The organism is Actinoallomurus sp. NPDC052274 (assembly GCF_040679475.1).
Classification (GTDB): domain Bacteria; phylum Actinomycetota; class Actinomycetes; order Streptosporangiales; family Streptosporangiaceae; genus Actinoallomurus; species Actinoallomurus liliacearum.
Genome location: NZ_JBFAUT010000009.1, coordinates 31,811 through 44,868, shown reverse-complemented (window position 1 = coordinate 44,868; position 13,058 = coordinate 31,811). Strand labels below are relative to the sequence as shown.

Genomic DNA, 13,058 nt, shown 5'->3' with positions numbered 1-13,058 from the left:
CGTCCGGCCCCGGATCAGGAATCCGGGGTGAAGTGGCGCAGTACCTCGGGGTTGGCCATCGCGTCCGGATTCGCCGCCTTGTCGATGGGCGTGCCAAGCAAGATCTTACGGACTGGAACCTCGAGCTTCTTACCGGACAGGGTGCGCGGCACGCCCGGCACCACCCGGATCTCGTCGGGGACGTGCCGGGGGGACAGCGTCGACCGCAGGGCGGCGCGGATCCGGCCGACCAGGTCGTCGGACAGGGCGACCCCCTCGGCGAGCTGGACGTACAGCAGCAGCCGGCCCTCCGCGCCGAGCTGCCCGGTGTCGACGACCAGGGAGTCGGCGATCTCGTCGAACCCCTCGACGACGCGGTAGAAGTCGGCGGTGCCCATGCGGACGCCCCCACGGTTGAGGGTCGAGTCGGACCGCCCGTAGATCACGCAGCCGCCGTCGGGCAGCACCTTGATCCAGTCGCCGTGCCGCCAGATGCCGGGGTACACCCCGAAGTAGGAGTCGCGGTAGCGCTCGCCGCCCTCGTCGTTCCAGAAGTAGATCGGCATGGACGGCATCGGCTCGGTGAGCACCAGCTCCCCGACCTCGCCGATGACCGGCTCGCCCTTCTCGTCGTACGCCTCGATCTTGGCGCCGAGCCCGCGGCACTGGATGACGCCCGCGCGCAGCGGCAGCAGCACGCACGGCCCGACGAACCCGGTGGCCACGTCGGTGCCGCCGGAGAACGAGCCGACCAGCAGGTCCCGGCCGACGTGGTCGTACAGCCAGCCGAAGCCCTCCGGGGGCAGCGGCGAACCGGTCGAGCCGATGCCGCGGATCCGGGACAGGTCGTACGCCCGGCCGGGGTCGAGACCCGCCTTCATCGACGCGAGGACGTACGGCGCGCCGACCCCGAAGTAGGTCACCCCGGCCTCGGCGGCCAGCCGCCACAGCGTGTCGCCGCCGGGCGCGCCGTCGTACAGCACGATCGTCGCGCCGACGAGCAGGCCGCCGATGAGGTAGTTCCACATCATCCAGCCGGTGGTCGTGTACCAGAAGAACACGTCACCGGGGCCGAGGTCCTGGTGGAAACTGAGGGCCTTGAGGTGCTCCAGCACGATTCCGCCGTGGCCGTGCACGATCGGCTTGGGCAGGCCCGTGGTGCCCGAGGAGTACAGGATCCACAGCGGATGGTCGAAGGGCACCTCCTCGAAGGCGAGCGGCTCTCCGGAGCGCCGCAGCTCGGCGTACCGGAGCGCGCGCCTCTCCCCGCTCGCGGAAGCGTCGCGCCCCTCCCCGATCGCGGAAGCGTCGCGGCCCTCCCCGATCGCGGGGGCGTCGAGGTCGAGGTACGGGATCGTGACCGTGGCCGTCAGCGTGGGCAGGGCCGCCTGGATGTCCCGGACCACCTCGGACCGGTCGAACCGCTTGCCGTTGTAGGCGTAGCCGTCCACCGCGATCAGCACCTTGGGCTCGATCTGGGTGAACCGGTCGATCACGCTCGGCGCGCCGAAGTCCGGCGAGCACGACGACCAGATCGCGCCCAGGGACGCGGTCGCCAGGAAGGCGACCAGGGCCTCGGGGATGTTCGGGACGTACGCCGCGACGCGATCTCCGCGGCCGACGCCGAGCGCCCGCAGCCCGGCGCGCACCTCGGCGACCTCGGCGGCGAGCTCCCGGTAGGTCAGCGTCCGCGAGCGGGACGGGCCGGAGCCGTCGTCGGCCTCCGTCCGGAAGATCACCGCGGTGGCGTCAGGGTCCTCCTCGGCCCGCCGCAGCATGTTCCGGGCGTGGTTGAGCGTCGCGCCGGGGAACCAGCGGGCGTCCGGCATCTCGGCGCGCTCCAGCGCGGGTCCGTCGCCCCGGTCGCCCAGCACGCCGAAGTAGGACCAGATCGCGTCCCAGAAGGCGCCGACCTCGGTTACGGACCAGTGCCACAGCTCGTCATGGGAGCCGAACCCCCGCTCTTCCATGAACCGGGCGACACGGGCGGTCCGGCGGACCTCCTCGGACGGCTCCCACAACAGGTCACCCTCGGCAACGGGCACGGCACGGCCTCCTCACGTTCTTGAGGAACCCAGCATTCACGGGGGCGGCCACCGATCGCAATGCCGGGTCCCCACCCGGCTCGTCCGTCACTCGTGTGGCGTCGCGGTGAGCTCCTCGATCGCGGCGACGACCGCGTCGGTCTCGGCGAGGCTCGGCAGCACGGCGTCCGCGCCCGCGCCGCGCAGCTCCGCCTGGGTGGCCGTGCCCGTCGCGACCGCGATCGACTTCGCGCGGGCGATCTTCGCCGCCTGCACGTCGCGCGGGGAGTCGGCCACGAGCACGGTCGCGGCCTCGGCGATCACGCCGCGGTACCGCTCCCCCGCACGGGTGCGGGCCAGCTCGACCAGTGCCGCCTTGGGATAGGTCTCCGAGCCGTACCCGCCGACCTCGAAGTCGAGGTACTTGGCCAGGCCGAGCGCCTTGAGCTTGGTGACGGCGTTCGGCCGGATGGAGCCGGTCAGCACCGACTGGACGACGTCGCGTCGCCGGGCCACCGCCGCGAGGACCTCACGGGCGCCGGGCAGCACCCGCCCCTCCTTGCGGACCGCCCCTTTGCGCGCGGAGAAGGCGTCGGCCAGGGCGGCCGTGAACTCCGGCAGGTGCTCCTCGGTCGGGGCGACGTCGTTGAACGCCAGGGTCTCGAAGATGATCTCCGACTCGGTGCGCCCGGCGGTCGGCGCGAGCCGGACGAGCGGCCGCCCGGTGACGCGTTCGAACGCCTCGGCGTACGCCTCCCGGGTCACCTTGCCGACGTCGACCAGCGTGTGATCGACGTTCCACAGCACCAGACGAGGCATCACGGTCTCCTGCACGGAGTGAACACGGGGGCCGGTCAATCGTGGAGGGTCCCGGCCCGTCCGCGCAAACCCGGCCGCTCGGGGTGCCGGAAGACGTCAGGGCGTCAGGGCGTCAGGGCGTCAGGGCGTCAGGAGAAGCGGCCCGTGGTGGCCCGGATCTCGCCGATCACCTCGAGCGGGATCGTCCCGCCGATCGGCTCGGTGAACCGGCCCAGGAACGTGTGGATGGTCATCCGGCCGCGCGGCGGCCGGTCCGCCGGGGTCTCCACGACGACGCGCACGGTCCGGGTCTCGCCGGGGTCCAGCCGCTGGAAGATGCACTCGACCCGCCCGACTCCCGAGCACGCCGGGTCGCTGACGGACACGACGGAGAGCCGGTCGTCCATGCCGGGCGCGGCGACCTTGACGCTGCGCGCGACGACGTGCCGGATGGTCTCCGGGCCGGCGTTGGTCACGCTGAAGCCGTAGACGGCGCGGTGGCCCGGGACGAGCCGGTGGCCGGCCTCGGGCGCCAGCGACGGGTCGGCGCGGACGGAGAGGTGCGAAAGGTCGGCGTCGCCCTCCGCGTCGACGACGCGGGCGGGCCGCGGTTCGGGCACGGTGAGCGCCTTGACCGCGAATCCGGCCGCCGCCGCGCAGCCGACGACGGCGGCCAATGACGTCAGACGCCGCACACAGCCCCCCGGTCCGTCCTCGGCGCGTCAGGCATCCTGCCTGGTCACAGGCAAGATTACTCGCCAGGGGACGCGAAGGCGATCACCCCATGTGCGGGTACCGGTGGTCGGTCGGCGGCGCGAAGGTCTCCTTGACCGCGCGGGTGCTCACCCACCGGGTCAGGTTGAAGATCGAGCCGGCCTTGTCGTTGGTGCCGCTGGCCCGCGAGCCGCCGAAGGGCTGCTGCCCGACGACCGCGCCCGTCGGCTTGTCGTTGACGTAGAAGTTGCCCGCGGCGAACCGCAGCTTCTCCGACGCCTCCGCGATGGCCCGGCGGTCCTGGGCGATGATCGATCCGGTGAGGGCGTACGGCGCGGCGCTCTCCATCTGGGTGAGCACCCGGTCGTAGTCGGCGTCGTCGTAGACGTGCACGCCGAGGATCGGGCCGAAGTACTCCGTGGTGAAGATCTCGTCCTCCGGGTCGGCGCTCCGCAGCACCGTGGGCTGGACGAAGTAGCCCTCGGAGTCGGCGAGGCCGCCGCCGACGAGGACGTCGATGGCGTCGTGGGAGCGGGCGCGCTCGATCGCGGCCCGGTGCTTGGCGAACGCCCGGTCGTCGATCACGGCGCCCATGAAGACCGACAGGTCCTCGGCGACGTCGCCCATGGTCAGGGACTCGACCGTGCCGAGGAAGTCGTCCCGCATGGTGTTCCACACCGAGCGCGGGACGTACGCCCGGGAGGCGGCGGAGCACTTCTGGCCCTGGTACTCGAACGCGCCGCGGATCAGCGCGGTGGCGAGCACCCGCGGGTCTGCCGACGCGTGGGCGACGACGAAGTCCTTGCCGCCGGTCTCGCCGACGAGCCGGGGGTAGGTGCGGTAGCCGGCGATGTTCTCGCCGACGGTGCGCCACAGGTGCTGGAAGGTCGCGGTCGAGCCGGTGAAGTGGATGCCGGCCAGGTCCGGGTGCCGCAGCGCGACGTTCGAGACCGCCTCGCCGTTGCCGGTGACCAGGTTGATCACGCCGGGCGGCAGGCCGGCCGCCTCGAGCAGGCGCATCGTGAAGTGCGCGGCGAACGCCTGCGTCGGCGAGGGCTTCCAGACGACGACGTTGCCCATGAGGGCGGCGGAGGTGGGGAGGTTCCCGGCGATCGCCGTGAAGTTGAACGGCGTGATCGCGAGGACGAAGCCCTCCAGCGGCCGGTACTCCGAGCGGTTCCACACACCGGGCGAGCTGATCGGCTGCTGGGCGAGGAGCTCCCGGGCGAAGGAGACGTTGAAGCGGAGGAAGTCGATGAACTCGCAGGCCGCGTCGATCTCCGCCTGCTGCACGGACTTGGACTGGCCGAGGATGGTGGCGGCGTTGAGGGTGTTACGCCACGGGCCGGACAGCAGGTCGGCGGCCTTGAGGAAGATCGCAGCACGGTCGTCGAACGACAGCGCCCGCCAGCCCGGCGCGGCCTGCCGCGCGGCGTCGATGGCCGCGCGCACGTCGTCGTCGGTCGCCTCCCGGGCCTGGCCGAGGACGTGCCGGTGCTTGTGCGGCTGCACCGTGTCGATCGGCCGCCCGCCGCCGAGCCGCTGCTCGCCTCCGATGGTCATCGTGAGGTCGATCCGCTCGCCGGCGAGCTCCTTGATCTTCGCCTCGAGGCCGGTCCGGTCCTGGCCGCCGGGGGCGTACGCCTTGACCGGCTCGTTCACGGGGGCCGGTACGTTCGTGACAGCGTCCATGAGAGATCTCCCCGCAGTTCGTGACAGCGTCGTCATGATGATCCGGGTGAGGATCGTGGTCGCGTCCCCTCGTGAGGACCGCGCAGGTCAAATGTATGCGGAGATCTCGGCGAGCCGATCCACCACCGGGACCCCGAAACGGGCCAGATCCGCCCGCGCCTGCGTTCCCCCGGCGTACAGGATCGCGCGCGCCCCCGCGTGCCGCGCCGCCGCCGCGTCGTCGACGTTGTCCCCGACCGCCACGACCTCGGCCGGGTCGACCCCCAGCCGGGACAGGTGCCGGACCATGAACTCCGCCTTCGACCCGCCGGACTGCCCCGGCCGCAGGCCGTCGACCAGGCGGAAGATCTCGCCGATGCCGTGCTCGCGGACCGCGACGGTCAGCCGGTCGTGGTGCCACATCGACAGCAGGGACTGGGTGTGCCCGGCGTCGGCCAGCGCGTCCATCGCGTGCCGGGCGTCCGCCGCGAGCCGGCAGCGCTCCATCAGCCGGTGGTAGGAGTCGTGGAACGCCGCGTCGAGCCGCTCCCACTCGCCCTCTTCCAGCGCGCGGCCCAGGAGACGCTCGTAGCAGGCCCAGATCGGACGCGCGTAGATCGCCTGGAACCCCGCCACATCCATCACCGGCAGGCCGTACGACGCGAAGACCTCGTTGGTCGCCTCCACGGTCGCGTCGATATCGTCGAAGAGCGTGCCGTTCCAGTCCCACACGATGTGCGTCATAGCCAATCGAGCATAGGTCAGAACGCTCGTCGGCTGAAAGCGTCACGGGGACAGGTCGCGCAACTCCTGGGTGGCGTACCACATGAGGTCGTGCCCGGCGGCGCCGTCGACGGTGAACTTCGCGTCGTCGTCACCGGCGTCCGCGGCCTCGATCGCGCCGCGCGCCGCGCGGACGTCGGGCTCGGCCTCGGCGTCGTCGACGTGCCCGGACACGATCCGGTTGAACGGGATCGGCTCCGACACGCGGACGAGGGCCCGCTCGTCGGCGTCGACGAGGTCGCCGACGGCGAAGGTCACGGCCTTGTCGGGCACCTCGGCGGCGATGACGACCCGGCGGGACGGCGCCTCCGGATCGGCGGCGAGCAGCCGGAGGGACGCCTTCGCGGCGTCCGACATCGCGGCGTACTCGAGCTCCTCCAGGTCCGCGGAGGCGTACCACTCGCGCAGCGCCGGCGTCACGGCGTAGGCGGTCAGCGGCACCGGCCCGGCCTCGCGGTCACGCAGGATCCGGGCCAGGCCGCCGAGTGTGGACGGTAGATAAACGCGCATGGTCCTGGAGAGTGTGCCAGTCCCGGAGCGCCGACGCGCGCCCTATCCGCACCGACACCCCGATCGGCCCGCCGTCAGGCGAGCTGGACGCCCAGCAGTGCCTCCAGGCGGGCGACCGTGCTCGTGCTGTCGACGTAGTGCACACCGGTGATGCCGAGCTCCTCGGCGGCGCGCACGTTGTGCTCGATGTCGTCGACGAACGCGCACTCCTCCGGCGACAGCCCGATCAGCTCCAGGGCGTGGTGGAAGATCGCCGGGTCCGGCTTGCGCAGCCTGACCTCGGAGGAGATCACGACCGCGTCGAACAGCTCGGCGAACAGCTCCCGCGGATAGGTGTTGCCCCAGGAGTTGGACAGCAGGCACGTACGGACGCCGGCGCCCTTCGCCCGGCGCAGCGCGTCGTACATCGGCTCGACCGGCTCGAACGCGTGGAACATCCTGGTCAGCAGCCCGTCGGCGGCCACCGGAGTGCCGGTCCGGGTGCGCAGCCGCTCGGCCAGCAGGCGTTCGAACTCCGCCGGGCTCAGCGACCCGTCCTCCAGCCCGTGGATCGGGTTGACGCCGTCACCGGCGTACGCCTGGCTCACCCACTCCTTCATCACCAGCTTGTAGACCTCGGCGTCGATGTCGTCCACCTCGATCCACGCCGTGATCGCTTCCTTCAGCGGCGTGGTGAGCACGCCGCCCCAGTCGGTGATGAGCCCGCGAACCGTCACGAAGCCGATCGTAAGCCACCACCCCCCCGAGAACCGAACGCCGTTCTACGCGACGGCACCACCGGCCACGCACCTGTCAGCGGGGTGGCACCCCACTCGATGACCGCCGCAGGCACGGCGACGACCGCCACGCTTCGGCCACCGATGAGCCCCTGCACCTGCCGACCACGGGATCAGGTCCTGCCGGCGACCGCAGCGTACGGAATGCTCGGCAATGGCCTGCCCAAAAGGGATCGGAGCGCACATACCGGCACCGCAGAGAGCGCTTTTCCGAGCAGGTGACGATGCTCACGGCCACCCACGGCCCGGTGGTCGAGACGGCGTTCCGGCGCTGGCGGAGGCAGTCGCCGCCGGGCATCGAGGCCGAGACCCTCGCCCACGTGCTCCCCCGGTACGGCTGGGACTTCGAGGCCGATGGACGGGCCCGCGAGAAGATCCGCGGGGCGGCGGCGTACGCGCTGGTTCCCGAGGAGAGTCCCGCGTCGACCGAGGAGGACTGCCCGTGGTGCGGCGGCCCGCTGTGGGTGCTCCTCGACGTCCACACCGCCGGCCCACGCGTCGCCGCCGCGCTCGCGCACACCGGTTGGCAAGGTCGGCTGCGGATCGTCGCCTGCTTCCTCTGCTGCATCTACCCGAGGGCCTCCTTCGCGGAGGTGACCCCGGACGGCGGCACCGCCTGGTCCGCGCACACCGTCCGGCCCGGTTACCTGGACGGCCAGAAGCTGGAGAAGGCGAACCCGCCCCCGGTACGCCTGACGGTCGGGGAACGGCGACCCGACCGGTACCTGGGCGACCCGACCCTCGGCGGGGAACCCGACTGGGTCCAGGACCCGGACTACCCGGCCTGCCCCGCCTGCGGAAAGGTCATGAACTACGTCGGCGGCGTCGTCGGAACGGTCATCCGCGAATACGTCGACTGCAGCTTCTGCCTCTTCCTGCACGCCCCCTGCGGCCTGTCCGCCGTAGTCACCCAGACCACCTGAAGTCCCGCTCTAGCCCTCGCGAGCAGCGGCGGCCTGAGGTACGGCGGCGACCTCAACGCACTGGCCGCCTGTGGTGCCACTGTGGCTGCTCTTGCGCCACACCGCAGCGATTTCGACACACTGTCCACCCGTGGGGCCGCTGTGGCTGCTCTTGCGCCATGAACCGGTGGGCAGATCCAGGATTTTCATAGGTCCTCCCAGATAGTGCGAAGTAAAGTCAGTGAGTCTTCTACCGATATGGCTCCACCTCTGATCATATTGAAGCTTAGTTCGTGATCCCGAACTTTGTCGGGCGTATCGATCACTTGGCCTTCAGCGTGGCCCTCGACGTACACGAGATCCGGGCCGTCGTCGAAGCTCAACATGGTGAACGACCCCATGAATCCGAGGTATGCACCCGTCTTGCTAGGTACGACCTGGACAGTGATGTTCGGCTCCTGGGCATATTCGATCAAGCGGCTGATCTGCTCTTTGCGAGTCTCCTCGTCCCCCCCGGTCGACGCAGAGCCCACTCGTCGAGAATGAAGATGATCTGGGGCGGGTTCTCGCGGGCGAGGATCTGCTGCCGCTCCATGCGTGTGCCGACCAGCCGTTCGACGACCTCGGATTTCCGGCCCGCCTTAAGCACCTCATAGGCGTACCGGGGCGTCTGGAGGAGGCCCGTGATGGCCATGTTCTCGAAGATGTACATGATGGTTGCCTTGGCTTCCAGCTCGATGAACCCGGAGAAGCCCGGGGGGAGCGCGGCGTGCTTGCCAGCGCGCCGGACCTCGACCCACATGCGGTGGAAGGTCTCGGGGGTCTTGAAGTAGGTGTCGAGGTCTTCGGAGGTCGCCTCCGATGGTGCGCGGAGGCCGGTCTCGAGCTTCTCGATCCACTGCGGTGTGCAGCCCAGTGCATTGGCCAGAGCCTGACGGGAGAGTTTCGCCGCTTCGCGGTGGCCGCGTAGCACCGCGCCGAACGCTCGAACGAGGGGGTCTCGGGTCAGCGCGCCGTTCGCCATGGCGAGTCCTTTCGGGGGGCCACGTGTGACGTGGGGTGATGCCGGCCTGTAGCTCAAAGTAACTCAGCGTGTGAGCCTGGTCACTGGAAAACGGCAGGCGATTAAAAGGGAATAAGTCGTGAAACCGTACACAGCGGAAGACATTTACGCGTACGCGAAGTGGCTGACCCAGGAATGCCAGGCGGCGGGGCTCAACGCCGAACAGTACGGGGCGGAAATCCTCATCCACGGGGCGAACAATCACCTCAGCGAGAGGATCATCTGTAGACCCGATGACCAGAACCACATCCGCTGGCACTGGTCCTGGGGCGTCCCCATCGGCCACGTCAACGACTCGGCCCGGCTCCTCGCCGTCGACGACATCGAGGAACTGATCCGGGTGATCAGCAAGGTCGTCTGCGTCCCACTGCGGCGAGGCGAGTGACGATGACGCCCGAAGAACGGCTCCTGCGCTCGCTCCCGGCGCTGCGCGCCCTCGTCGACTCGCTCGCGGCACAACCGCCGTCCGAGGCCAGGGCGTTACTGCATCTGGACTTCCTCGTCCGCAAGTACCCGGCCGCCGCGCGCGTGAGCCTGCAACGCCGGCAACGGGCCGACACCGACCCGCCGACTCCGCCACCGCCGGAATGGTCGCCGGTACTGGACACCGGCGGACTGCCGCTGTGGCGATGGTCCGGCGGCCCGGTCTGCGTGGCCACCACCGACACCGACCAACTCCGCTACCTCGCCGTGGCCCTGCGGCGGTTCGACGAGATGACCACCGAGGAACTCCACGCCTACCTATGCGGCTGACCGGATCAGGTGCGGCGGCGACCGCGCCGTACCGAATGCTCGACAACGGCTCGCGCGAAAGGGACCAGGGCCCACATCTCGGCACTCTAAGGAGTGCTTTCCCGAGCGTTGGGTACGCCTGCGCGCCGCCGCCCCGCGAACAACACGGACGACCGGGACGAATCGCATGCCCGGCCAAGCCCCTCGCACCCGAAGCCGTCTACACAGAGAAGAATTTTCTCCTCTGTGTAGACGCCCCAGAACGCGACCGGACCGCCCGACAGACGGATTTCCGGTAATGCGGCTGTTACGCCGATCGCGGCCCCAAGGGGAGCCGCGGCGGTGGCCGCTTCGTGCCGGTCGCCGTCGTCACGCCCCACCCCACAGCGACGAGCGAGCGAACCCGCCCGAGCCGGGCCACCGAAGCGGCCACGGTCAGTCGTGGGCCGCTCTCAGCTCGGCCGCGCGGGCCCGGCGTTCCCGCTGTTCCACCGGGTCGGGCACGGGCGCGGAGCTGATCAGGCGGCGGGTGTAGTTCTCGCGCGGGTCGAACAGGACCTGGTCGCGCGGGCCCTCCTCGACCAACCTGCCCTGGTTCAGCACCGCGACCCGGTCGGAGACCAGGCCGACGACGGCCAGGTCGTGCGTGATGAACAGGCAGGCGAAGCCGAGGCGGGCCTGCAGCTCCAGGAACACGTCCAGGACGGCGGCCTGCACCGAGACGTCCAGCGCGCTGGTCGGCTCGTCGGCGATCACGAGGTCGGGGTCGAGGGCGAGCGCCCGCGCGATGCCGATCCGCTGTCGCTGCCCGCCGGACAGCTCGTGCGGGTAGCGGAACCGTACGGCGGGGTCGAGGCGGACGCTCTCCAGCAGGGCGACGACCCGCTCGTCCCGGCCGCCGACCTTGTTGATCACCAGCGGCTCGGCGATGCAGTCGCCGACGGTCATCCGGGGGTCCAGGGAGGACGCGGGGTCCTGGAAGACGATGCCGCACCGTCGCCGCAGCCGTCGCAGCGCGCTCCCCCGCGCGCCGGTCAGCGAGTCGCCGAGCAGCCGTACGCTGCCCGAGGCCGGGCTGATCAGCCCGATCGCCGCGCGGCCGAGGGTCGACTTGCCAGAGCCGGACTCCCCCACCAGGCCGAGGACCTCGCCCTTGGCGACCGTGAGGGACACGTCGTCGACCGCGCGGACCTTGGCACCGCCCTTGCCGCGGAACTGCACGACGAGGTTCTCGATGGCGAGCGCCGGTTCGCCCGCGCTCGTGTCCGGTCCGTTCCGGTGCTCGGAGACCCCGCCGTCCCGGGATGTGATCTGGGCGGCCCGCCCCCGCGAGGCGCCCTCGCCGTCCGGCTCCGTCTTCGGCGCGTCGCCGCGGGGCTTGAGGCGGGGGACGGCGCTGAGCAGACGCTTGGTGTAGTCCGCGCGCGGGTCGGCGAACAGCTCCTCGACCGGAGCCTCCTCGACGACCTTGCCCTGGTACATGACGACGACCCGGTCGGCGATGTCGGCGACGACGCCCATGTTGTGGGTGATGACCAGCATCGCGGTGCCGAACCGGGCCCGGAGGTCGCGCAGGAGGTCGAGGATCTCCGCCTGCACGGTGACGTCAAGGGCGGTGGTGGCCTCGTCGGCGATCAGCACCTTCGGCTCGCACGCGATCGCGATCGCGATCATGACGCGCTGGCGGAGGCCGCCGGACAGTTCGTGCGGGTACTGCCCGAGCCGGCGGCGCGCGTCCCGGATGCCCACCGTCTCCAGGAGTTCGGCGGCGCGGTCCAGGGCCTGCTTCCGGGACAGGCCGTCGATGTGGAGGCGGAGCGCCTCGGCGACCTGCCAGCCGACGGTGAACGCGGGGTTCAGCGCGGTCATCGGCTCCTGGAAGACCATGGCGATCTCCGAGCCGCGTACGGCGCGGAGCGCGGGGCCGTCCAGCGTCGTGACGTCGACCCCGCCGACCCGGACGCTGCCGCGCACGGTGGCCGTGGGCGGCAGCAGGCCCAGGGTGGACATGGACGTGACGCTCTTGCCGGACCCGGACTCGCCGACGACCGCGACGATCTCCCCCGGGTTCACGCGGATGCTGACGCCGTCGACCGCGCGGACCTTCTCGGAGCTTCCCGCGAAGGAGACGCTCAGGTCCTCGATGGCCAGGGCCGGGGAGTCGCTCACCGTCTCACCTTTCGTCTGGTTCCGCATCAGCGCCCCTGGAGCCGTACTTCGAAGGCGTCGCGCAGGCCGTCACCGATGCAGTTGAACGCGCACACGACCAGCACGATCGCCAGGCCCGCCGGGAAGATCAGCCACCAGTAGCCCTCCGAGGTGTAGGAGATGCCCTTGCTGAGCATGCCGCCCCAGTCGGTCTTCGGCGGGGCCACGCCCAGGCCCAGGAAGCTGACGTAGGCGATGAGCAGGATCGCGTCGGCCACCTGGAAGGTCGCGTTCACCACCACCGTGCCGATGGCGTTCGGGATGACGTGCCGGAACACCGCGCGGCGGTGGCCGCCGCCCATCGCCTTCATCGCCTGCACGTAGTCGCGGCTGCGCAGGGACAGCGCCTCGGCGCGTACGAGCCGGGCCGGCACGAGCCACGAGACGCAGCCGATGATCAGGATCTGCACCGGCACCGTGGGGCGGAGGATCGTCGCGGTCACGAGGAGCAGGAACAGGGCGGGGATCGCGATGCCCGCGTCGACCACGCGCATCATGATCGAGTCGATCCAGCCGCCGGCGTACCCGGAGATGGCGCCCCAGACCGTGCCGATCAGCGTCGCCAGCAGCCCGGCCGCGATGCCGATCTCCAGGGACGTCTGGCCGCCGACCATCAGGCGGCCGAGCACGTCCCGGCCGACGTCGTCGGTGCCCAGGAGGTGTCCGCGGGTGCCGGGCGAGAGGGTGGCGTCGGCCAGCCGCGTGTGCGTCTGGTCGGTGTGGTGGATCAGCGGGCCGATGAAGCAGAAGACGAGCAGCAGGCCGAGGATGACCAGGCCCGTGAGGGCCAGCCGGTTGGCGAGGAACGACTTCAGCATCCGGCGGTACGGCCCGGCCGCCGTGGCCGCGGGCGCCTGCTCGGTCATGAGCGGGGCGGAGACAGTCATGATCCCTCCTT

At 70.8% G+C, this 13,058-nt stretch carries 13 protein-coding genes and 1 pseudogene; 3 read left to right on the top strand and 11 right to left on the bottom strand.

From position 1 onward, the window contains the following. Positions 1-14 precede the first annotated feature (14 nt). The 7 genes from AB0K82_RS10575 to AB0K82_RS10545 all read right to left on the bottom strand — a co-directional run bounded on the left by AB0K82_RS10575 (position 15) and on the right by AB0K82_RS10545 (position 7,195). Complete coding sequence (locus tag AB0K82_RS10575) at positions 15-2,024, bottom strand: acetoacetate--CoA ligase (RefSeq protein ID WP_364395136.1); 2,010 nt, start codon at positions 2,022-2,024, stop codon at positions 15-17. A gap of 87 nt (positions 2,025-2,111) precedes the next feature. Next, complete coding sequence (locus AB0K82_RS10570) at positions 2,112-2,822, bottom strand: haloacid dehalogenase-like hydrolase (RefSeq protein ID WP_364395134.1); 711 nt, start codon at positions 2,820-2,822, stop codon at positions 2,112-2,114. Positions 2,823-2,950: 128 nt separating this feature from the next. After that, positions 2,951-3,496 carry a hypothetical protein gene (locus AB0K82_RS10565; RefSeq protein ID WP_364395132.1) on the bottom strand — a complete coding sequence of 182 codons (546 nt, stop codon included), beginning with the start codon at positions 3,494-3,496 and terminating at the stop codon, positions 2,951-2,953. An 82-nt stretch (positions 3,497-3,578) separates the two neighbouring features. Continuing rightward, positions 3,579-5,207, bottom strand: coding sequence for an L-glutamate gamma-semialdehyde dehydrogenase (gene pruA, locus AB0K82_RS10560; RefSeq protein WP_364395130.1), 1,629 nt, complete (start codon positions 5,205-5,207; stop codon positions 3,579-3,581). An 87-nt stretch (positions 5,208-5,294) separates the two neighbouring features. Then, on the bottom strand, positions 5,295-5,930 hold the full coding sequence (locus AB0K82_RS10555) for an HAD hydrolase-like protein (protein WP_364395128.1): 636 nt from the start codon (positions 5,928-5,930) through the stop codon (positions 5,295-5,297). Positions 5,931-5,972: 42 nt separating this feature from the next. Next, a complete protein-coding gene (locus tag AB0K82_RS10550; RefSeq protein ID WP_364395126.1) occupies positions 5,973-6,479 on the bottom strand; it encodes a hypothetical protein in 507 nt (168 codons plus the stop codon). Positions 6,480-6,553: 74 nt separating this feature from the next. Next, entirely contained in the window at positions 6,554-7,195 is a 642-nt protein-coding gene (locus AB0K82_RS10545; protein ID WP_364395124.1) for an HAD family phosphatase, read from the bottom strand. Between the two features lie 284 nt (positions 7,196-7,479). Between AB0K82_RS10545 and AB0K82_RS10540 the strand changes: the two genes are divergently transcribed. Then, on the top strand, positions 7,480-8,178 hold the full coding sequence (locus AB0K82_RS10540; RefSeq protein WP_364395122.1) for a hypothetical protein: 699 nt from the start codon (positions 7,480-7,482) through the stop codon (positions 8,176-8,178). Between the two features lie 9 nt (positions 8,179-8,187). On the opposite strand, the gene AB0K82_RS10535 is transcribed toward AB0K82_RS10540, so the two are convergent. Continuing rightward, positions 8,188-8,367: a DUF397 domain-containing protein gene (locus AB0K82_RS10535; RefSeq protein ID WP_364395120.1), complete on the bottom strand. Its 180-nt coding sequence runs from the start codon at positions 8,365-8,367 to the stop codon at positions 8,188-8,190. Further along, positions 8,364-9,181: pseudogene (locus tag AB0K82_RS10530) on the bottom strand (helix-turn-helix transcriptional regulator). Before AB0K82_RS10530 ends, AB0K82_RS10535 begins: the two are co-directional and overlap by 4 nt. Before the next feature lie 118 nt (positions 9,182-9,299). Here AB0K82_RS10530 and AB0K82_RS10525 point away from each other — a divergent pair. Then, a complete protein-coding gene (locus AB0K82_RS10525) occupies positions 9,300-9,605 on the top strand; it encodes a hypothetical protein (protein WP_364395118.1) in 306 nt (101 codons plus the stop codon). A 2-nt stretch (positions 9,606-9,607) separates the two neighbouring features. Next, a complete protein-coding gene (locus tag AB0K82_RS10520; RefSeq protein ID WP_364395117.1) occupies positions 9,608-9,973 on the top strand; it encodes a hypothetical protein in 366 nt (121 codons plus the stop codon). A 414-nt stretch (positions 9,974-10,387) separates the two neighbouring features. Here AB0K82_RS10520 and AB0K82_RS10515 read toward each other — a convergent pair whose 3' ends face one another. Together AB0K82_RS10515 and AB0K82_RS10510 are read right to left on the bottom strand one after the other, a co-directional pair. After that, positions 10,388-12,121, bottom strand: a complete 1,734-nt coding sequence (locus AB0K82_RS10515) for an ABC transporter ATP-binding protein (RefSeq protein WP_364395115.1) — start codon at positions 12,119-12,121, stop codon at positions 10,388-10,390. Between the two features lie 26 nt (positions 12,122-12,147). Continuing rightward, positions 12,148-13,047, bottom strand: coding sequence for an ABC transporter permease (locus AB0K82_RS10510; protein WP_364395113.1), 900 nt, complete (start codon positions 13,045-13,047; stop codon positions 12,148-12,150). Between the last annotated feature and the right edge of the window lie 11 nt (positions 13,048-13,058).

Excerpts from the sequence above, each read along its gene's own strand:
- AB0K82_RS10570 (WP_364395134.1), bottom strand. The coding sequence starts at position 2,822 with ATGCCTCGTCTGGTGCTGTGGAACGTCGATCACACGCTGGTCGACGTC.
- AB0K82_RS10550 (WP_364395126.1), bottom strand. The coding sequence starts at position 6,479 with ATGCGCGTTTATCTACCGTCCACACTCGGCGGCCTGGCCCGGATCCTG.
- AB0K82_RS10555 (WP_364395128.1), bottom strand. The coding sequence starts at position 5,930 with ATGACGCACATCGTGTGGGACTGGAACGGCACGCTCTTCGACGATATC.
- AB0K82_RS10540 (WP_364395122.1), top strand. The coding sequence starts at position 7,480 with ATGCTCACGGCCACCCACGGCCCGGTGGTCGAGACGGCGTTCCGGCGC.
- AB0K82_RS10520 (WP_364395117.1), top strand. The coding sequence starts at position 9,608 with ATGACGCCCGAAGAACGGCTCCTGCGCTCGCTCCCGGCGCTGCGCGCC.
- AB0K82_RS10535 (WP_364395120.1), bottom strand. The coding sequence starts at position 8,367 with ATGAAAATCCTGGATCTGCCCACCGGTTCATGGCGCAAGAGCAGCCAC.
- AB0K82_RS10510 (WP_364395113.1), bottom strand. The coding sequence starts at position 13,047 with ATGACTGTCTCCGCCCCGCTCATGACCGAGCAGGCGCCCGCGGCCACG.
- pruA (WP_364395130.1), bottom strand. The coding sequence starts at position 5,207 with ATGGACGCTGTCACGAACGTACCGGCCCCCGTGAACGAGCCGGTCAAG.